General features: G+C 44.7%; 16 protein-coding genes and 1 pseudogene. 15 read left to right on the top strand and 2 right to left on the bottom strand.

The window, feature by feature from the left end:
* Window positions 1-667: 667 nt before the first annotated feature.
* The 13 genes and pseudogenes from U4956_RS05715 (at window position 668) to U4956_RS05655 (ending at window position 13,543) form a co-directional block, all read left to right on the top strand.
* Entirely contained in the window at window positions 668-1,288 is a 621-nt protein-coding gene (locus U4956_RS05715) for a hypothetical protein (protein ID WP_323089596.1), read from the top strand.
* Window positions 1,289-1,939: 651 nt separating this feature from the next.
* Window positions 1,940-2,515 (top strand): annotated as a pseudogene (locus U4956_RS14395) (hypothetical protein); the annotation flags it as partial.
* Between the two features lie 1,124 nt (window positions 2,516-3,639).
* On the top strand, window positions 3,640-4,422 hold the full coding sequence (locus tag U4956_RS05705; protein WP_323089594.1) for a TPM domain-containing protein: 783 nt from the start codon (window positions 3,640-3,642) through the stop codon (window positions 4,420-4,422).
* Window positions 4,422-5,603, top strand: coding sequence for a hypothetical protein (locus U4956_RS05700; RefSeq protein ID WP_323089593.1), 1,182 nt, complete (start codon window positions 4,422-4,424; stop codon window positions 5,601-5,603). The genes U4956_RS05705 and U4956_RS05700 overlap by 1 nt, the downstream gene beginning before the upstream one ends.
* A 101-nt stretch (window positions 5,604-5,704) precedes the next feature.
* A complete protein-coding gene (locus tag U4956_RS05695; RefSeq protein WP_416347408.1) occupies window positions 5,705-7,204 on the top strand; it encodes a replication-associated recombination protein A in 1,500 nt (499 codons plus the stop codon).
* An 89-nt stretch (window positions 7,205-7,293) separates the two neighbouring features.
* Complete coding sequence (tsaE, locus tag U4956_RS05690; protein WP_323089592.1) at window positions 7,294-7,743, top strand: tRNA (adenosine(37)-N6)-threonylcarbamoyltransferase complex ATPase subunit type 1 TsaE; 450 nt, start codon at window positions 7,294-7,296, stop codon at window positions 7,741-7,743.
* Window positions 7,744-7,749: 6 nt separating this feature from the next.
* Window positions 7,750-8,346 carry a tRNA (adenosine(37)-N6)-threonylcarbamoyltransferase complex dimerization subunit type 1 TsaB gene (gene tsaB, locus U4956_RS05685; RefSeq protein ID WP_323089591.1) on the top strand — a complete coding sequence of 199 codons (597 nt, stop codon included), beginning with the start codon at window positions 7,750-7,752 and terminating at the stop codon, window positions 8,344-8,346.
* Between the two features lie 8 nt (window positions 8,347-8,354).
* Window positions 8,355-8,774 carry a ribosomal protein S18-alanine N-acetyltransferase gene (rimI, locus tag U4956_RS05680; protein ID WP_323089590.1) on the top strand — a complete coding sequence of 140 codons (420 nt, stop codon included), beginning with the start codon at window positions 8,355-8,357 and terminating at the stop codon, window positions 8,772-8,774.
* Between the two features lie 27 nt (window positions 8,775-8,801).
* Window positions 8,802-9,803, top strand: coding sequence for a tRNA (adenosine(37)-N6)-threonylcarbamoyltransferase complex transferase subunit TsaD (tsaD, locus tag U4956_RS05675; protein ID WP_323089589.1), 1,002 nt, complete (start codon window positions 8,802-8,804; stop codon window positions 9,801-9,803).
* A complete protein-coding gene (locus tag U4956_RS05670; protein ID WP_323089588.1) occupies window positions 9,803-10,390 on the top strand; it encodes a GNAT family N-acetyltransferase in 588 nt (195 codons plus the stop codon). Before tsaD ends, U4956_RS05670 begins: the two co-directional genes overlap by 1 nt.
* A gap of 105 nt (window positions 10,391-10,495) precedes the next feature.
* Window positions 10,496-12,037, top strand: coding sequence for a glutamine-hydrolyzing GMP synthase (guaA, locus tag U4956_RS05665; RefSeq protein WP_323089587.1), 1,542 nt, complete (start codon window positions 10,496-10,498; stop codon window positions 12,035-12,037).
* An 853-nt stretch (window positions 12,038-12,890) separates the two neighbouring features.
* A complete protein-coding gene (locus tag U4956_RS05660; protein WP_323089586.1) occupies window positions 12,891-13,235 on the top strand; it encodes a type II toxin-antitoxin system RelE/ParE family toxin in 345 nt (114 codons plus the stop codon).
* A 5-nt stretch (window positions 13,236-13,240) separates the two neighbouring features.
* A complete protein-coding gene (locus U4956_RS05655) occupies window positions 13,241-13,543 on the top strand; it encodes a helix-turn-helix transcriptional regulator (RefSeq protein ID WP_323091457.1) in 303 nt (100 codons plus the stop codon).
* A 162-nt stretch (window positions 13,544-13,705) separates the two neighbouring features.
* Here the strand turns inward: U4956_RS05655 and U4956_RS05650 are convergent, their stop codons facing one another.
* Entirely contained in the window at window positions 13,706-15,250 is a 1,545-nt protein-coding gene (locus tag U4956_RS05650) for a transposase (RefSeq protein ID WP_323089585.1), read from the bottom strand.
* 1,074 nt (window positions 15,251-16,324) lie between these two features.
* Here U4956_RS05650 and U4956_RS05645 point away from each other — a divergent pair.
* Window positions 16,325-17,704 carry an IS1380 family transposase gene (locus tag U4956_RS05645; protein WP_323089584.1) on the top strand — a complete coding sequence of 460 codons (1,380 nt, stop codon included), beginning with the start codon at window positions 16,325-16,327 and terminating at the stop codon, window positions 17,702-17,704.
* A gap of 362 nt (window positions 17,705-18,066) precedes the next feature.
* Here U4956_RS05645 and U4956_RS05640 read toward each other — a convergent pair whose 3' ends face one another.
* Window positions 18,067-20,478, bottom strand: coding sequence for a glycyl radical protein (locus U4956_RS05640; protein ID WP_323089583.1), 2,412 nt, complete (start codon window positions 20,476-20,478; stop codon window positions 18,067-18,069).
* 300 nt (window positions 20,479-20,778) lie between these two features.
* On the opposite strand from U4956_RS05640, the gene U4956_RS05635 reads away from it, so the two are divergent.
* A complete protein-coding gene (locus tag U4956_RS05635; protein ID WP_323089582.1) occupies window positions 20,779-21,681 on the top strand; it encodes a glycyl-radical enzyme activating protein in 903 nt (300 codons plus the stop codon).
* The last annotated feature ends 75 nt before the right edge of the window (window positions 21,682-21,756 follow it).

Here is a 21,756-nt window from a genome sequence, read left to right as displayed (position 1 = left end):
TTAGTTTTTAATCTGACGGTTTCTAATGATTTCCAATTCAGCCGGGACGTATCACGCGTTCCGGTTCTCTTGCGGTTCAAAGGTTTAAAAAACATCCGAAAATGGGGAAGATCGGCAGGATGCAGATAAGCAGGATGACAGATAAAAAGATAATTCGTATAGATTTAAATACCATCCAAAACCTGCAAAAGCCAGAAACAGTCCATTTCTTTTCCAAAAGCCGGAAAGGAAATGGACTGTTTTTCTATAAGATCACAGATTAGGATCACAGATTGAATGAGAGGGGGAAAAAGCCGAAATCTTGCTGGCAGAAAATTCACATCACAGGTTCAGTGGATGCATCAACGATTTAGAGGGCTATAAGCGAAAAGAAGCCGGATAAATAGCACGTACTTTTGCCTGCTTAGAAAACAAATAGATACTCTGCAAAGCTGAAATGCCAATTTGGTGTATTCAATCCATGAACCGTAAAAAAGAGGCCGGATGAAGGAAACCACTTTCAAATCTTATCAGGCAAAAAAGGAAATCGGTATCACAAAAAACATGGTTTTTTGCTCTGCAGGAGTCTTCTGGATTCTCTATACTGAAATTGAAAAATAAAGAAAGCATAAAGGTATAGCGCAGAAGAAAAGCGTAAAGATAGAGTCCAGGGAAAGGAGGGCTGACGATGAATGTCAAGATTAAATACCCGGAATGGATGATTAATCCTTATCTGAGATGCGTATATTGCTATCTTGCAAATTTTGAAGGTGCAGAGGTGGACAAGAATTCGATTGTGATTCATACCGAATCTCATCTGGCTGCAGCAAATTTTTATGATTATAAGAAAACCGGGATTCTGGAGCTGAGCGTGGAGGATACCCGGACTGGCGAGAACAACTTTTACTTGCATATGGAACCAGTGGATCCGGATGATACGTTCCAGGCGGCCCTTTCCTTTATGGGTGTTGTAAAAGCAAAATTCAAAACGACCAACGATCTTGAACAAGTCATCACCGGATGCAAGCGTGTGTTGCTGGTATGCACATCGGGCATCACTTCGGGGTTGTTTGCTCAGATGATGCAGAAAATTCTTGAAGAAAATGGCAGTCTTGCCAAGGTCGAATCCGCAGCCTTTTCCCAGCTCGACAAGATCTGCCTCTCCTGTTATGACAAGATTCTGCTCACTCCTCAGGTTGGCTATCGTCTTCAGGATATTACCCGCCATTTAGGCAAGAAAGTCGCAAAAATCAACACTCTTGATTTTGCAACAATGAATGCCCGCAAAGTTATCCATGATCTGCTCTAAGATCGTTTTCTTCCCATTTATCTTGCCAGACGTGCGTTTACGTCCACCTTTCAATTCTGCTTTTCGATTCTGAAAGTTTCCGGATAGAATGGATGGATCATGCTTTTAATCGTTAACAGACTGTCAAATCTGTTAGCGGTTTTTTATAAAAAAAGAAATCCAGACCCAGGCAGAAGGCAGAGATAAGAAATGTGCATAGCGTGGGGAAATTGGACTTAAGGATACAAAACTAAAGAGATCTCGACAAAAGATGAAAGAGTTGAATAGAGTTTTCAATCCCGGCTGCAAACTGAAAAAACCAATTCATTTTCTGGATAGCGGTTGATTTTCCTCTTGAATCCCTTAATCTATATTAATATAACGGATAAATAACGGGCTATAAGGATATGGATCTTTTTTATGGCTTTGAACTTGGCTTCTGGTTTTGTTCGATGCCTGAAAGATTTAAAACCTCCTGTATACCGATCGTATCCATCTGTCCTGCCTGGATCAGCCCACCAAAGCGGGGCATTCAGATATTTCTTGGCAGATGGTCTGTTCTCAAGCGAGAACTGCGCTTATCCACTTCTTTTCCTTTTCTGTATTCAAAAGAAAAGTCCATTTCAGAAGAGTGTCCCTGGATAAGCAGTCTGTTGATTGAGAGGAAAATTTATGAAGACAAAATTTGCACCAATCGCCTTAACCAGTGCGATGTCTATGATGCTTACAGTTCCTGTGATGGCCGATGAGCAGTCTTTTGATGTAAAAGCGCCGGAAGTCGAAGAAACTGCCTTAAGCGAAAATGAAGTCAGCGTGGTAGACCGGACGGAACCGGATTCTGGCCAGGTGGTCCAAAAAGATGCCATCACGATGTATCGATTATATAACCGAAACTCCGGTGAGCATTTCTATACTGCAGACGTTGAAGAACGCAATGGACTGAAGACGCTTGGCTGGGAATTTGAAGGGATTGCCTGGTATGCACCTTCTACCAGCCAGACTCCAGTGTATCGTCTGTACAATCCAAATGCGGGGGATCACCATTACACCACCGATGCGGACGAACGGGACGGTCTGCAGGCGCTGGGCTGGATTTACGAAAAAGTAGGCTGGTATTCCAACGAAGGAAACGGTGTTCCAATTTATCGTCAGTACAATCCAAATGCCGCAACTGGATCCCATAACTACACATCCGATGTAACCGAAAACAATACGCTTGGAACGCTGGGCTGGAATCTGGAAGGGGTCGGCTGGTATGGCGTTTCCGTCAACTGTCCCCCTGAAAGCCTGGTCAATGAAATTACCAATACGATGAATACGTTTGAATCCACCATGCGCACTGGGGCGGCCAACAGCCGTGATTTAACCGGTCTGCATGAGCAGGGGATGATTCTGGCTGATCTTGTGAACGCTCTGTATTCCGAGTTCGAAAACCGCTACTACCTGTTCCAGAATGGCCGCCTGGTTGGCTACTCTCCAGTCGGAAATGATACCGTCGAAACCTCCGGTGTTGGGGAAGGTCAAATTCTGATCTTCCAGCCGCGTCGTAAAAAACTGCAGAAAGCTTCTGCCATTACGGATACCCGTCCACAGGGCAGTGCTCTGTACTTCAGAACTGGATCTGGAAAACAGAAAATCCAGGCTGCTGCCGGCAACCTGACCAATGGATTCTTCAATGGTGAAGCCATCAGCTATACCTTCAGTGAGGATCCAAACAATGCTTATGAAGAACTGACGACCGGTCCTTCCATGGATAACTTCATGAATGGCCATGTGGATAAACATACCCACTATCTGAAGTCTTCCGTAACTCGCATGATGGACTTTGAATGGTTCATGGATGTTGAACGCGGCGTTCCAAAATATGAAAAGATTGGCAACTACTACTATGTCTGCCATTCGGATACGATCAACGTTTACTACGACTATGTTCCCCAGAACCTGGTCTTCTGGCCAAGAGACGAAGCTTAAGGTCTGAAGCAGGCGTGGTTTCAGGTTGAATCCTGTAAAGATTTGATTCATCGAAAACTGCCTACGGCAGATCTCCTTTGGGGGGTCTGCCTTTTTGCTTTGAAAACAACGCTTATCCATTCACTGTTCTCATTTTGGCATGTGGCCGCCAAGCCATGAAGTTTCTTTGGAAATAAGGCAGATTGGAAGATTTGTTCTGTTTTGCTGGGTGCAAAAAGGATATCGAAAAGGCGATAAAAGCATCGAATCTCAAAAAGACTTTTACTGACGATGAAGATGTAAGGTTGGAATGAAGAAGATATTTCAAAAGTTGAAGTGGGTTTGGATATAATGAATTTACGAATCAGACAGATCGGATGCTTTGCGCAAGAAATCCTGGATCTGTCCCTGACGAGGTTACTATGAAACAATTCTGGAAATACCTTATGATCATCTGCGCCATGGTGCTGATGATCCAGATGCCGGTGCATGCGGCCAGTTCGCATGTAGATGACAAGGCGTCATTATTTACGGATCAGGAAATACAGGAATTAGAAGAATTTGCCGCCCGGATTTCACAGGACTTTGATACCAATGTCTTTATCCTGACGGATTATGAGCCTGGCTTTTCCGATAATTATGCCCGGGATGTCATTGAAGAGTATGGAACCCAGCACTATCCCGAAGGCTATATCGGCTACATGATTAATATGGCAGACAGATCGTACTGGGTGGATGCCTATGGGGATCAAGAACGCAGCTATTTCAGCCAGTCCAAGACGGATTCAATTGCCGAAGCGGCTTATGATGATCTGGCGGATGGTGAATTTGGCCAGTCAGCCAGAACTTTTTTGAACAAGGTGGACAAAACATTCAAAATTAAAACCAATGCTTATGGGCCGTTGACCAGGCTGATCGTCAATAAAGGCATTCTGGCTTTGGGGACGGGCATGTCCCTGGTGGGGGCGCTGCTGATTGCAGGGATCATGACCATGAGCCGGGTTGGAAAGCACCGTGACAAGAAAGTCAGTGTGCGGGCTGATGCCTATCAGGATGGACTGAACCTGGTGGCGCGGGATGACCGACTGATTCGCACCTATCAGACTCGGGTGCGCAAACCGAAACCAACCTCTGGTGGTCATGGAGGCGGCGGCTTTAGCGGCGGCGGATCGGTAGGTCACACCGGAAGTGGAGGTCATTTCTGATGGAATATAAATGCCGTAACTGTGGAGGCGAACTTCACTATGAACCCTCCATTGAGAAACTCAAATGTGACTTCTGCGGAAGCACGTATGATCTGAGTGAATATGAAACCCAATCTGATATTTCAGCTGATCATCATCATGACCATGATCATAACCATAACCATGATCATAACCATAACCATGATGCTGGTCAGAAACCAGCTTCGGATCTTCTTTACACCGATATGGAAGAGCCACGTAAAGCCAGTGAAGCCGGTTTTGCGAAGGCCACGGATGATTCGACGGAAATTCAGGAAGATCTGGTGGTATACAGCTGTCCCCATTGCGGAGCTGAGGTTGTAACAGATAAAGATACGGTGGCCACAGCCTGCGTTTTCTGCGGCACGCCAATGGTCATTGATACCCAGATCAAAGGACAGTTCAAGCCGGATAAGGTGATTCCATTTACGGTCGATAAAAAGAAGATTGAAGAGATTTACGAAAACTACATCAAAGATAAGCCATTTTATCCGCCTGAATATTCCAAGGCCAATGTCATCGAAAAGATTAAGGCGATCTATCTGCCGTTCTGGCTGTTTGATGTCAACATGACAGGAGAACTTCATGCCAGCGGGGAACATACAACGACCATTCCGTATGGAGAGTGGATTGTCACCAATCACTATGTCTATGACATCCTGCGCGCGGGCAATCAGAAATACCATAAGGTGCCAGTCATTGCGACGACCAAGACACCAAAAGATGCCATGGACTCCATTGAGCCTTTCGACTACTCCCGCCTGGTGCCCTACAACTCCGGCTATCTTCCCGGCTATATGGCTCAGCGCTACGACCGGGATGCAAGCCAGACGGCCGAGTTTTCCAAAGGACGGGCAGAGAATTCCTTTCAAAGTGCGATGATGTCAACGATGACCGGCTATCAGGGGCTTCATCTGACTTCCTCCAATCTAAGACCGTCCGATATCCAGTCCACTTACGCCCTGCTTCCGGCCTATCTTTTGTTTATGGATTATGACAATGACGAGGATAAGCTGATTGCGATCAATGGGCAGACTGGAAAAGTTGTCGGCAATATTCCGGTGGATAAGCATAAACGCAATCGATTTTTCTTACGCTGGTTTTTGACTTTTAGCGTAATCCTCATTGCCCTGACAATTGCTTTGGTTATGATGGTTGATTAAGAAGACCGCAGAGTATGAAATCTGCGGTTTTTTTGAGTCCTGTAAAGGGATGATTCTGGCAAATGCATCCGGACAATTGGCTGTTGTATAATAGGAAGACTATGAAGCAGAATTCGTTATTTGATCTTTTCGAAGAAGATGAACTTGAGCAACAGGAAAAACAAGAGCGCGAACAGCGCAGCAATATGCTTCGCCCGCTGGCTGATCGGATGCGTCCGCAAAGTCTGGAAGACTACTATGGACAATCCCATCTGATTTCGCCAGGGTCTTTGTTATGGAATATGATCGAAAAAGATACGATTCCTTCGATGATTTTCTGGGGACCGCCAGGGGTGGGCAAGACCACGCTGGCTTCAATTATCGCTGCCCACACCCATAGCCGCTTTATTAATTTTTCGGCCGTGCAGTCCGGGATCAAGGAAATCAAGGCGGTCATGAGTCAGGCAGAGATGACGCGCAAAAAAGGCGAGCGCACCATTGTGTTTATCGATGAGATTCACCGCTTCAATAAAGCGCAGCAGGACGCTTTTCTTCCTTATGTAGAAAAGGGAAGCATTGTCCTGATTGGCGCAACCACTGAAAATCCAAGCTTTGAAGTCAACTCCGCCCTGCTTTCCCGCTGCAAAGTTTTCGTTTTGAAATCGCTGACGACAGAAGAAATTGAAAAACTGCTCCTCCAGGCGCTTCATGCACCGCAGGGCTATGGCGAAAAAAACATCGACATGAGCGAAGAGCAGATTTATGCGGTTGCTCATTTTGCCCATGGCGACGCCAGACTGGCATTGAATACGCTGGAGATGATCATCACCAATTCACCGGATGATATCCATGGAGTGCACGTCGATGAAGAGATCATCAAGCAGGTTCTGGGCAAAAGAACGCTGCTGTACGATAAAAAAGGCGATGCTCATTATGATATGATCTCGGCTTTACATAAATCCATGCGCAATTCTGATGTGCAGGCCTGTATTTACTGGCTGGCCCGGATGTTGGAGGGTGGAGAAGATCCCCTTTACATCGCTCGCCGGATGGTGCGCATGGCCAGCGAAGATGTCGGTATGGCCGATTCGAGGGCACTGGAAATCTGCATTGCAGCCTATCAGGCCTGCATGTATCTGGGCATGCCGGAATGCAGCGTCCATCTGACCCATGCCATTACTTACCTGGCCCTGGCTCCGAAAAGCAATGCCCTGGAAACAGCCTACTTTGCCGCCCGTGATGATGCCAAAGAAACCCTGGAAGAACCTGTTCCGCTTCACATCTGCAATGCGCCAACAGACATGATGGCTGATCTTGGCTATGGTGAAGGATATGAGTATTCGCATGACTATCCGCTGCATATGACGGATATGGAATGCCTGCCGCCTAAATTAAAGAACCATGTTTATTACAAGCCAACCACTCAGGGAAGTGAAGCTAAGGTTGGCAAGCGGCTTGAACAGATCCAGCAGATCAAAACCATGATCCATCAGGACAAGCTCAAGGCCAGACATCGGGCACAACAGCCGCCAATGCAGGCAAATCCTGCTTCATCTGATCCAAAGTCAGATCCTGCTGCTTCATTGCCGTCTGCAAAAGATTTGGAAGCAACAAAAAAGTAATCCAAAACGGATCTTAAAATGAGTCTGAGCTGGATATCAGATCTCTGGGTATCTGGATATCTGAATATCCTGAATATAAGGAAAATATTATGAAACTGAATCTGAATTCACTTTCCGATACGGAAACCTTCGCCAACGAGATGGCGCGTCGTCTGAAAGGACAGACGATGACCATTACCCTCGATGGTGATCTTGGTGCCGGAAAAACCGCCTGGACCCGCTTTTTTGGCAAGGCTCTGGGCGTCAAACGAACCATCAACTCTCCAACTTTTACCATCATGAAATCGTATAAGACCGAAGATGGCAGTCCGCTTTATCATATGGATGCCTATCGTCTGGAAGGGGCCCATCAGGATCTTGGCTTTGAAGAATGTTTCGAAGAAGGCCTTTGCGTTGTGGAATGGGCAGACTATATTGCTGAACAGATCCCAGCGGATCATATTTCGATTTCATTGAAAGAAACTGGCGAAACGTCCCGTGAGGTAGAAATGAATGCCACTGGACCAAAAAGTGCCAGTCTGTTAGAAGGATGGAAGTAAAAACCTATGAAAAGCTTGATGCTCGATACTTCATGGAAACAACTGGTGATCATTCTCTTGGAGGATGGCCAGGTGAAAGCCAGCCTGGTGGAAGAGGCCTTTAAACGCCAGAGTGAGTCGTTATTTGTCGAACTGAAACGATTGCTTGGTGAAACTGGCTGGAAACTGAAAGATTTGGATGAAGTCATCATTACTGATGGCCCGGGTTCCTATACTGGGCTGCGGATCGCGATGACTACCGCCAAACTGCTTGGCACCCAGGCTGATATTCAAGTCAAAACCCTTTCGACTTTCCAGCTTTATGCCGGAGCAGCGCCATTGGCCAATGTCATTCTGGATGCAAGGGGAGGCCGCGTCTATGCGGCTCATCTTGAAAATGGAAAACCGACCTGGATGGGCATTCTGCCTTTAGAACAGGTTGAATGCTTTTTAAAAGACAATCCCGGCGAATTATATGGCGAAGGCTGGCTGATCGACAAACAGGCCAGTCCATCTGACTTTGTCGAAAACATCCGGCTGCTGCTGCCCGTGGCAGAAACGGTTGAAAATGTGCATGGACTCATTCCGCGCTATATGAAAGAAAGCGACAGCTACAAAGTATGATCCGCCCGATGAATACTGCGGATCTGGACGCCATCTGCCGCCTTGAAACGGCCAGCTTTAAAGAAGCCTGGAGCCGGGATTCCTTTGAATATGAACTCGACAAGAATCCCTATTCTCATGCCATCGTACTGGAAGAAGAAGGCCGGATTATCGGCTATGCGATTTTCTGGATCCTGTTTGAACAGGCCCAGCTTGCCAGTATTGCGGTGGATCCGGCGTTTCGCCGTCAACATCAAGGCAGCTTGCTGCTTGAAGAAGCAATCAGACAAGCAATGGAGGCGGGCTGCGAGCTGTTTACCCTGGAAGTCCGGGTTTCCAATACTCCGGCAAAAACGCTGTATGAAAACCATGGCTTTACAGAGATCCATCGCAGCAAGCACTATTATTCCGATGGCGAAGATGCCCTTGTCATGGGCTTAGGAATCTAGAAATCTAACTTAGAGTAAGGTGAAACTATGATTGTATTTGCGATTGAAAGCAGCTGTGATGAAACGGCTGCAGCCGTTGTCAAAGACCAGAAAGAAGTCCTGTCCAGCGTCGTCTCCAGCCAGATTGACACCCACGTTCAATTTGGCGGCGTCGTTCCGGAAGTGGCAAGCCGGCTTCATGTTGAAAATATTTCGGTGGTCATTGATCAGGCGATCAAAGAATCCGGCCTGAGCTGGGAGGATATTGACCTGATTTCCGTTACGCAAGGTCCTGGACTGATTGGCTGTCTGCATGTTGGTGTTCAGGCAGCGAAAACGCTGGCGATGCTTTTTGATAAACCGTTTGTTGGGGTCAATCACCTGGCTGGCCATATTTATGCCAATAAACTGGATACAACCCTCCAGTTTCCGCTTTTAGGCCTGCTGGTCAGCGGGGGCAACTCGGAGCTGATTTATATGAAAGACGAAAACAGCTTTGAAATTCTGGGAGAAACTCAGGACGATGCGATTGGCGAAGCCTATGACAAAGTCGCGCGCGTGCTCAACCTTGGTTATCCAGGCGGCCCGAAAATTGACAAGCTGGCTAAACAGGGAAAACCAATCTATAAACTTCCGCGTCCCAAAGCACCTGGTGAATATGATTTCTCTTTCTCCGGCCTGAAATCCGGTGTTCTCCAGTTTGTAAAACGCATGGAAAGAAACAACGAACCATGGAAGATGGAAGATTTAGCCGCCAGCTTCCAGGAAACTGCCCTGGAAGAAATCTTTACCAGAGTGCGCAAAGCCATTGCTGATTATCCAGAAATCAAACAGATGATTGTCGGCGGCGGTGTCTCGGCCAACAGCCGCCTGCGTGAAAAAGTGAAAGAACTGGCAGCCCAGCATCCTGATATTGATTTCAATGTCCCGCCGATGAGCTGCTGCACCGACAATGCCGCTATGATTGCCATTGCTGGTGAAATTGCCTATGAACATGGCCGGAGAGCGGATGAATCTCTGAGTGCGGATGCTGGTCTGGAGCTGCAGTAATGATTCGTTTTATGACCCCGGCCGATCTGCCAGCAATCTATACGATTCTTTGCACCTATATCCAGCACTCCGCCGCCAATCTTGCCTGGTCCAATCCGGAATACAGTCAGTTTGAGGCAGACCAGCAGGCGATTGCCAGTGCCTATCCCTATCTGGTGGCTGAATACGAAGGTCAGGTCATTGGTTTTGGCTATGCGCATGCCTTTTTAGGCAAGGAGTCCTATCAGTTTGATGCGGAACTGACCATCTACTTTGCGAAAGGCTGCCATCATGGTCTGGCCAAAGCACTTTATGAGAATCTGGAAGCCATCTGTAAAGCGATGGGCATTGTCCGCCTGATCAGCTGTACGACGGCAAGCAATGCTCACAGTCTGGCCTACCAGAAAAGCTATGGTTTCAGGCAGTTTGGCCTGCTGCCCAAAGCTGGTTACAAGAATGGTCAGTGGTATGATGTTGCGTGGATGGAAAAACAGATTAACAGTTTTGACCATCCGCAAAGACTTTCTCTGGAAGATATCCGCGCTGAATTTGAGCAGCGGATGGAATCCGACGAAAACCAGTTAAAATGCTTCAATGAAACAGAATGAATCATCAAAAAAGCCTGAAAATCTCGAGTTTTGTTCTTCAGGGACGAAAGTTCGATAAGATAAGGCAAAAGCTAGAAGTGAAAGATAGAAAAGTGAGGTCAGACTATGCCAGATAAGATTGTCGTTTTAGACTTTGGCTCTCAGTATAACCAGCTGATCGCCAGACGGATTCGCGAATTCGGTGTATACTCCGAACTTCATCCCGGCACAATGACCCTCGAAGAAATTCTTGCCCTTCAGGATGTGAAAGGCATCATTTTCTCCGGCGGTCCAAACTCAGCCTACGAAGAAAACGCTCCAAAATGCGATCCGGCTATTTATACATCCGGAATTCCAATTCTGGGTATCTGCTATGGCATGCAGATGCTTACCCTTGCCTTAGGCGGTCATGTCAAAGCCAGTGATCTGAAAGAATATGGCCGGACAGAAATCGAGATCGTGAAAGAAAACAAGCTCTTCGCAAATCTTCCAGAAAAAGAAACCGTCTGGATGTCCCATGGCGACCAGGTCAGTGAACTGCCGCCGCATTTCGATGTTATTGCCAAGAGCTCAACTTGCCCTTATGCCGCCATCGAAAATACAGAAAGCCATATTTTCGGCTTACAGTTCCATCCAGAAGTCCGTCATTCCGAATATGGAAATGAGATTCTGAAAAACTTTGTCTTCAACATCTGCAATGCCCAGGCAAACTGGACGATGCATGACTTTATTGAAACCCAGAAGAAACTGATCAAGGAAAAAGTCGGCGATGATACTGTTCTGCTTGGTCTTTCCGGTGGTGTTGACTCTTCCGTTGTTGCCGCCCTGCTTCATGAAGCGATCGGGGATCAGTTAGTCGCCATGTTCATTGACCATGGTCTGTTGCGTAAAGGTGAAAGTGAATCAGTCATGGAAACCTTTGGCAAAAACATGAACATCAACCTGATCCGGATCGATGCCAAAGACCGCTTTTTGGATAAACTGGCAGGGGTAAGCGATCCAGAAAAGAAACGGAAAATCATCGGTGGTGAATTCGTATATACCTTCGATGACGAAGTCAAAAAACTCCTTAAGGATAAAGACGTAAAATGGCTTGCCCAGGGCACTCTGTATACCGACGTCATCGAATCCGGAACTAACTCCGCGCAAACCATTAAATCCCACCACAATGTAGGCGGTCTGCCCAAAGACATGGGCTTCCAGCTTATCGAACCTCTGAATACTCTGTTCAAAGACGAAGTTCGCGCCCTTGGTGAAGAATTGGGTCTGCCACACGAAATGGTCTGGAGACAGCCATTCCCAGGACCAGGACTGGGTATCCGCATTATCGGTGAAATCACGGATGAAAAACTGGAAATTGTCCGTGAATCCGATGCCATCCTGCGTGAAGAAATTGCCAAAGCTGGTCTGGAAGGTGATATCTGGCAATACTTTACAGCATTAACCAACATGCGCTCTGTTGGCGTCATGGGCGATCAGCGTACGTATGACTATGCTGTTGCCATTCGGGCTGTTACTTCCATTGACGGCATGACCGCTGACTGGGCCCGCATTCCATGGGATGTATTAGGCCGTGTATCGGATCGCATCATCAACGAAGTTCCACACGTGAACCGCGTACTCTACGATATTACTTCCAAGCCGCCAGGAACAATCGAATTCGAATAGAATCAATAACTAAGCAAAAAAATCCGCTCTAGATAAGGCGGATTTTTTTGTTTGGAAAGTAGCTCGTGATATTAAAATCTTAGAAAGATTATCTTATAAAGATACCAGGTAATCTGGTCTTATGATTTTATCCAACACGGTTTATTTGATCGGTTGAAACCTTTGATATTTAACTTAAAACCGGCAAACAATTTTATCTCACATCCTAAACTCCCATCCTAAGTATACCTATCCGATTAAAAGGCAATAAAAAACGCTTTTCTAAAAACAAAAACAGTTATTTTCACATTGGATCCAGGAGTTTTTATGCAGTTATATTTATAACTACAAAGAGAAGTGTAGTTTAGCAGCTAAATTTGGTTTATCAACTTTATGAAAAGCACTTATTAATATTGATTAATCTTGTAGGTACAACTTTCCTGGGAGTTTAAGTCATATATCGTTTTACATATCGATAAAACAGCTGTTTCTCTTCGTGATTCTAATTAAGGTTCGCGCAGTAATGGAAGATGAGTCAGCTATATTTTTCAAAAAACTGCTCAAAATTGCAAAGTTACAGAAACGTCTTTTGAAAACTGCGTATATAGAAGTGAAGAGTTGGTTGTGAGTCCAATACCCAGAATTATGCTGACTTAGAAAGCTTCCTTAAAGACAGCATAGATAAGTGCTCAGGGAGATTTTAAAGACATCGGTCAAAAATGAGAAATCATACAATGTGTAAAAGCGCTGCTTTTGAGTGCGCCGAAGAATACCAAGGCTTCAAAGAACTACTGGAAGCTGATTTTTGATTAGCAAAGTATTGGAAAAAGAACCTGGATAATATATGCTATATATAGCATATAGGGAGAGAAGATTGTTTAGTATAATTCTTTTTCGAAATGATGATGGACGTAAGCCTGTTGGAGATTTTATTCGAACCTTAGATGCAAAAACAAAAGCAAAAGTAGTATCTGATCTTCACAGATTAGAAATATTGGGTAATGAAGCAAGAGCTCCATTAAGTAAATACTTAGGGAATGGAATTTTTGAACTTCGATCTATCTCAGAAAAGAATACGATTAGGATTTTATACTTTTTTGATGGTGATGAGATAATTATTGCCACTAACGGATTTATAAAGAAACAACGGAAAACGCCTGTCAGTGAAATAGAGCTGGCAAAGCGAAGAAGAAAAATCTATTTAAAAAGAAAGGGATAGTGAAAATGGGCGACTTAGATGATTTAACAAATGAATTTATGCAGGATCCTGAATTCCGGAAAGAATATGAAGCGCTTCAGCCGGAAAGAGACATCACTATGGCTTTGATTAAAGCGAGAAAAGAAGCAGGATTGACTCAGAGAAAACTGGCTGAGAAAACGGGGATCAGTCAAGCGGATATCAGTCGATTGGAGAATGGAGTGCGAAATCCAAGTATTGCTTTGCTGAATCGCTTGGCGGTGGCATTAGATGCAACACTTAAAATTGAGCTTATTCCAAACAAGAAAGAGCACTCTCATAAATTCTAGGAGAAATCTGAATAAATTATTAACTAATTATTAATAAAATATTAGCTAAGCGGCTTTTATTAGTTTTGCCTTTCTCAAAGAAAGTTTTGAGAAGCCAGTTTCAGTCGATCTGAAAAAAAGGCCGCACTAAAAAAAGTAGGAATACTAGTTTGTTTTTTTACACTAATTATTAGCTGCCTTTTCCTCTTTTAACCAGGCATCTGTATGAATGTTTACACATACAAGAAAGGTTACAAATGATATCCGGCGCTGAGTACGTGTTTTCGTTTTATGGAGACCGTAATCATTCAGACAACGATTGTTGACTCGCTCACAGCTTGTCCGATTGTTATAAACTGTCTTCCACTCTTTGGTTCCATGCTTCTGCATAGCCCTTTCTCTGGCACTGTTACACTTCAGGTAGACGGAGAGGCCATAGGTACCTTTTGAACATTCGTCACGATGGGAGCACTCCGGAATTCGCTTCATAACATACGGACAGCGATATTTATAGGCATTATGTGTTTTGTCAAAACCAGTACAGTACATCTCTTCGCCTGATTTGCATATTGGCTTGCCGGTAGAGGAAATGGTTACGCTGCCTTTTTCGGTTCCTTTTCCTCTTCTTTTATTGAGGTCGATAACGGGATTGATAGACCAGTTTTCGCACAGCTGAAAAGTCGCTTCATTATCACTGGCGCTGTCCAGACAGAGATGAGTAATGTTTATGTTCGGATATAAGTGCCTGACCTGGTTTATTGCTTTAATCGAAATGGTTGAATCGTGTTCTCTGGCAGATTCGATCATAAAGTGGATTGGCAGATCAATATTTTTATCGGAGTTATGAACAACGTTAAAATAGCCTGTAAAGCCAAAATAGTAATCTCCCTTATCACTGTCAAAACCAATACTGGCATCAGGATCAGAATAACGACGAAGGGTATCAAATTTTTCGGTTCCAGTGTATTCTAATAGATGATGACCTCTGTTGTTTGCGTGAACATAGACAGCGGTTCCATCACCCGAAAGAATGAGATTACCCGGATCGATCAGGCCCATTGCGATAGATGGTTCCACCGCAATTTCTTTAAAGAGAGCTTGAAGAATCCTGATAGACCTTTCTGGGTCAATCTCGCCCATTTGAGCCTGAATCGCCAGGGAGGTTGTCGCCCCGGGAGGATTCAGGTTCATTTTTTCTCCCTTTCTGGTTGGATTTGGTGTCCCGGACTGATCAATATCAGAATCTGGAGGACTGGCAGAGTTTTTTGGCTTTCGTCCCGGCTTGCCTTTTGGCTTTTTAGCTTTCTTAGGCTTATTATTCTTTCCTGCGGGAAGGATGTTCACAGAAATATCCCACAGATAAAGTCGATCCATTAAGGAATAATAGGTCCCGACTGCTGGGTTGCGTCCACTGATGCCGCAAAGTACCCGGAGTAAAAAGTCGTACTCAAGGCGGTCATGCCATAACTGAATACTGGTTTCCTGGAAGTGATACATAAGAACCAGAGAACGAATAAGCATCCGTGGATCGGCAGCAGGTCGCCCTCTGGAGGAATACAGGTGAGAAATCACATCTATAACTGGATCCAGATTAAGCAGAGTGACCTTACCTAAAGCCATGGCGTATGACAGATCGTTAAGCCTGTCAATTTGCGAAGAGCGCATGATGGCTATCCGGCCATTCAGATCCTGTAAAAAATCCTGGTGAGTACTAGAAACGGTTAACATCTCGACTGCTCCTTTCTAAAAGTCGTTTTTCTGATCGGCAGGAGCCTGCAGAAAAGTGTTAAGTTTTCAACGCTCAATCCAACACTTAATAAAAAGTTAATATTTATTCAAATAAAAAATACCATCTTTCGCTTCTGAATGTAGGAAAAACGAAAAATGGTGAATATAAAATCCATGACACCTAAAGGTGTTTCGAATTTATGAGAGTCGTCAAGAAAGCTAACGAGGAACATCAAAGCCTTATCAAGGGCATTTCTTAATTATGATTGTTTTTGTTGGAGTGAATAGGTTCCTTAGACAATTTATTATGCGCCGCGGACTATCGTTTGGCGTAGTCGTTCCCCGGTATAAGCTGTAGGTTATTGAAGCTATGGAAGAGGCAAAAAGAATCACCAAAGATCTTGATACCACGAGATACAAGAGCTTTTCTGCGGCTATGGCGGATCTTGATTAATGCTGGAAGATCTTCTGCTAGAAGAAAAGTACAGAGACCGCAGTGGATCTTGAGCGATGCTTGTTCCAAGGTACTGCTTTCAAACGATCATGAAAAATTTTCAATCTTCTGATAACGGTTGTTGATATAGAAATCAATCAATTATTCATCAAGTAGATTGTTATGAAAACTTTCAAAGTAATGAAACAAAATATCCGGAACAAACATCGCTCAAGAACCACCGCAGTCGGATATATGAAGATATAGCTATCTGAACTTGTATGGAATTCCTGAACTTTTCAGAAAATTGTAACCGACCCCTGACACTTCATTTACAGCAAAATAAAAGATCTCTATAACAACTTTATATAGAGTGTTATTAAAGTTAAACGTCCACTTTTACCTACAAGAACCACATTCAAAGTTTGGTTATAATTGTAACCGAAAAAATTAGCGATCGTGTTCTTTCACCCCTAATTCTTATGAACCTGAACAATTCATCAAAACCGACAAATGGCCGGAAACACCTTTAAAGAACGTGTTTCCGGCCATTTTGCTTTTCACCAAACAGGTGAGTGTAAATCGTTCATCATTCCTATACAATGTTATTCGCACAAACAACCAAGAAAGGATTTTGAACAATGACACACACCCTGAACAACAGTATGGCCGGTTTTATTCCTGAATGCAACATTTCATTTAATGGAGGGGATCTTTCTTCCGATACCGGTGCGATGCTCCCTCTCGATTTCATCAATTCTAATTCACTTCTTCAGCCGTATGCCAACCTTCCTTTTTCGGACGAAAGACAATCCTGCCATCCGAAAAATTCCAACTTCTCTTTGATGAGCCAGCAGGTTTTCAAGTATCTCCTTGGTTACTCATCTCAGGCTGATCAGGAGGTTCTTGCCAAAGATCCAATTCTCTGTCAGTACTTTCAGGGGATTTCTTCCCAAAGCTCTGTCAGCCGTTTTTTCAGCCGTGTCTGTGAAGATACGAATAATGCTTTCTGGCAGATTTTTATGAATCAGGCCTGTCAGTTTGTCAGTGGCAACCAGGACGATATTCTTCTCGATGCTGATTCGACAAAAACCGATACCTATGGAAAGCAGGAAGGGGCTGCATGGATCCATCACTATAGTCAGACTGGATATCATCCATTTGTCATTAACGAATACAACTCGAAAACCCTTGTGGGGGCATGGCTGCGTCCTGGATCCACTTATTCTGCCGACGAAGCTGAACCGATCATGGCTGAAGTCCTCAAGCGACTGCCTGACTGTACTGGAGCTGGCAAAATACGGATTATCATGTTCCGTGGAGACGCTGCTTTTTACTCGGGCAGCCTGATGGATCTGTTTGAAGGCCGTTTCAATCCAGTTCGTTATGCCATCAGAGCCAAAGGAACAGACAGACTTGAAAGCTTATGTCAGGATGTCTACTACGACAGTTCCGATCACGAAGAAGACAGCACTTATACTTCAGCTAAGCCTTTTTATGGAGAAATCCGCTATCAGATGTCCAACTCTTCAAAAAGCAGAAGGGTCTGTTTTAAGCTCTATTTCACCGAAGAAGAGGATGAGAAAGGGCAGGCTCAGCTTCTGCTGGTCCCTCATGTTTTTGCGGTAATCACCAATATCGAAGACATGACCGTAAAACAGGTCATCGACTTCTATTGTCAGAGAGGCAACAGTGAAAACTACACCAAGGAGTTGAAAAGTGACTTCATGGCAAATACGCTTTCGCATCGCTCATTTGAAGCCAATGCCTTTGAATTTCTTCTGAAATGCCTTGCCTATAACCTTTTTCACTTTTTCCAGTTCCGGGTGATGGAAGGTGCTGATCAGAATATGACATGTGGCTCATTCCGGAAAAAGTATCAGAAAGTTGCTTCAAGGCTGAGCTTTCATGCGCGAAGTTTTCACTTGAAGATTGCCAGTTCATTTCGTCATGCCGACAGATTCACCCGATATCTGCAAAAGTCCAGGACAATCGGATGGATAGCCGCTCATTTGTGTTGAATATATTTTAAATAAAGTAAAATTTTAAAATTGACAGCCTTCGGACTGTCTTTTTGTCATGCACAAAAGCTTGTTATATGCGATTTTGACCTGTTTTTGTCCGTCGTTTTTGAAAAAATCAAGTACCCCCCTCCACCGCAAACGATGTGGATAACCTAATCGCAATATATTTGTTTGCATTTCGAAGACAAAACACGAAAAATAGTTTTGTGAAAAAAGCCATGAATTATTCGGGATATGAATGACATGGATTTCACTTTGATTCCCTGGCTTTCTTTCCTTTAAAACAAGGCGCACCTCTAAAACGTGGTGCGCCTTGCTATGTCGTTCGGTTGGTATTAAGGGATTGCTCTTTTCTGATCTTACAGAGTCTGTTCAGTACGACCGATGATGTCGTCCTGAGTCGCTTTGGAAAGCACATTGAAGAAGGCGCTGTAACCAGCAACCCGCACAATCAGATCCTGGTGATTTTCCGGATGAATCTGAGCATCGATCAGAGTCGCCCGGTCAACCACGTTGTATTGCACATGGTAGCCATGCAGACGGTTAAAGAAGGTGCGCATTAACATTTCAATTTTCATGCGGTTTTCTTCGGTGGAAAGCAGGGCTGGCGTTACTTTCTGGTTGAGCAGAACACCGCCAGTAATTTTATCAGTTGGAAGTTTGGCTACAGACTTAAAGACAGCGGTTGGACCATTCTGGTCCATCGCATGGGCAGGAGAGCAGCCTTCAGCTAATGGTTCATGCGCTTTACGGCCATCTGGAGTCGCCATGGTGCCAAAGCCCTGGCCAACGTTAGCGGAAATTGAAGAGGTTCCGGCATAGCGAATACCGCCGATTGGGCCGCGGCCATAACGAGTATTTGGATGTTTGGCAATTTCATCGATATAGACATCATAAACATCGCAGACTAAGTGGTCTGGCAGATCGTTATCGTTGCCATATTTTGGGGCTTCGTGAATCAGCATCTGACGGATGTGTTGACCTTGTGGGCCTTCAAAATCGGAATGAAGAGCATTCATGAGTTCTTCTGGTGTGATCTTCTTTTCGTCGTAGACCAGCGTCTTGATGGCCGCTAAAGAGTCAGCCATGTTGGCAATGCCGACTTGCAGCCCAGAAATAAAGTCATAGATGGCGCCACCTTCTTTGATGGTTTTGCCTCGGCCCAGGCAATCCTGAGTCAATGTGGAGCAAAGAATATCAGGAACTTCTTTTTCGGAAACCAGATCAATGGCATTTTCGGTGATGACACTGGCTCGGGTCAGTTCGACCATTGCTTTATCGATGGCTGCTTTCAGCTCATCATAAGATTTCATGTCTTCGAAATGACCAGTTGGCGAAACAAACCGTTTGCCGGTGGTCTGGTCAATTCCATCGTTCATGACTGCCAATAACAATCTTGGAAAGTTCAGATAAGACATGCCTGTGCAGCGATAGCCCCATTTGCCTGGAACAGCGGTCTCTACACAGCCAATGGCGGAGTAGTTGTAGGCATCTTCCTTTTTAACGCCAAGGTTGATAAAGGAGGGGATGATGATTTCATCATTATTAAAAGCTGGCATTCCTGTTCCAAGTCGCATGACTTCGATCGCTTCTTTCATGAATTCATGAGACAGATCGGCATGATAACGAACGGTCAGGTTTGGCTGGGGCAGTCTTGTTCTGGCCACTGATTTTAAAACGAGGTAGCTGGTTGGATTGACGGCATCCTGGCCATCAGGTGTCTGGCCGCCAACGGTAACATTCTGGTACATTGGGCTTCCCGCTGAAGAGAAGGTATGAGACTGCGAGCGGACTTTATTGATGGTTAGGGTTTTAATCCAGAGGTTGGATAACAGTTCAAGAGCACCTTCTTCATCAATTCGTCCTTCTGCTAAATCTTTTTCATAGAACGGATTCATGTATTGATCAAAGCGGCCAAAGGACAGGGAGTGACCGTTGGACTCAATTTGTAATACTACCTGAATCAGCCAGACAGCCTGAATGGCTTCGTGGAAAGTCTGTGGAGCATTCCAGGGAACCCGACGGCAGATATCGGCCAGTTCCAGCAGTTCTTCTCGACGACTTCCGATTTCGTTTTCAGCCATTTCTTCGGCAAGCAGGGCATAGCGGTTTGAGAAGTGCTGGACGGCTTTTAAGGCGATCATGGATGCCTTGTAAAACTGGTATTTAGGCAGGGAAGCCGGATCGCAAAGGTCTAATTCACTTTTGAGCTTTTCAGCGCGCTTATAATATCCCTTCAGACCGGTCTGTAAAACGGTTGGCAGATCTACAGCCAGATGGGCATCGCCCGCATTCAATTTTCCTTCCATTCCAAATAAGCCGGTTTCCATATAGACCTGAACTTCTTCAGGCAGGGCAGCCATCCCTTTTTCGCGCAGCGTTTTTCCTTCCCAGAAGGGGGTGATGGAGCGGATTTCTTCTTTGGTCTTTTCTGAAATTCTGAATACATCCCCGTCACGTTTTTCGAAAAGGTCAAGTTCGTCGACGATGAAACCAAGTGTGTATTCAGGAAAAACAGGGGCATTTCGGTTTGCGGAGGCCTGGTTGCCAGCAATCAGGGATTCATCTTCGATATAGATTGTCATATTTTCAAGAATCTTTTCCAGCATTTTCGCCCGGCGGACGACAACGGGTTCATTGATATTTTCTCTGTAAGCCTCAGTGGCCAGTAAAGCGCGCTCGGCATCAATCCAGGGTTCTTTATCCAGAACTTTCTGGCGAAAAGATTCCATGCGTTCGGAGAGTTCTCCAAAATGTTCAACGTTTTTCATAGTGTACCTGAAGTTTCAAATGAAACTTATTGCCTTTCGTTTGCAAATCCATTATAACAACTTTGCTTGAATTGTAAATGTAAAATTCCATATAAAATATTTTATTCTTTCAAACGAAAGAATAGGAGGAAAGCATAGGACGGAAGCATATAGAAAGTGTCCTCTCTAAAAAACAGGAAGCGATGAAAATGGATATTCGCTTTCTTTGACTTCGAAAAATTTCAAATGAAATAAATATTTATTGTTATTGAAAATTTTGACTGTATAATCGAAACCGTACAGAGAAACGGAGAAATTGATATGAGCAAGGGAGTTGTTTTCAATATTCAGAAATTTTCTATCCATGATGGACCAGGAATCCGCACGACCGTCTTTTTAAAAGGATGCCCGCTGCGTTGTAAATGGTGTGCCAATCCCGAATCGCAGCGAATGGAGACGGAATACCTCTATGATGTAAAAAAATGTGTAGGATGCGGCTATTGCGTAGCGGCCTGTCCCCAGAAGGCGTTATCCTTTGATGCTCATGCTGGCCGCATCCATAAGGATCAAGACAGATGCATCCATTGTGGCAAATGCACAAAAGCCTGCTTATATGGAGCCTGGAAAGCAGAAGGCAGGGAGTCTGCTGTCGATGAAATTGTCAACGCCTGTCTGGAAGACCAGCCTTTTTATGAAGAATCTGGTGGCGGGGTGACGATTTCAGGCGGTGAAGGGATGATGCAGCCAGAATTCCTTGGCGAACTGCTCGATGCCTTAAAAGAAAAAGGGATTCATACAGCCATTGAAACCACGGGTGTGGTCAGCCCGGAAATCTTTCAAAGACTGGCTGCCAAACTAGATTTACTGTTATTCGATCTGAAACATCCCGATGATTCCATGCACCGTAAAGGAACGGGCGTTTCGAATAGCCAGATTCTTGAAAATCTGCGCTGGGCCTGCCAGAACAATCATGAGATTCTCTGTCGGATTCCAGTGATCCCTGGCTTTAATGATTCCAGGGAAGATGCACTTGGATTTGCGAAAATTCTGAAAGAAAACGGTCTGGATCGGGTTCAGCTTCTTTGCTTCCACCAGATGGGCGAGCGAAAATACGAAATGCTTGAACGTGATTATGCCTACAAAGACACCCAGGCTCTTCGAAAGGAAGATCTGTCGGATTACATCCAGGTGTTTAAAGAGGAAGGGATCGATGCGTTTGTCTGATGAGATGGTCTGTTGAAGGACAGATGGTATTGGATTGGAATTTTTCACTTTATTTTTGGCATAACAATCCGGATT

Source organism: Allobaculum sp. JKK-2023 (assembly GCF_034745455.1).
Classification (GTDB): Bacteria; Bacillota_I; Bacilli_A; order Erysipelotrichales; family Erysipelotrichaceae; genus Allobaculum.
Note: the sequence above shows the minus strand (reverse complement) of the source record. Positions and strands in the feature narration are given on the sequence as shown.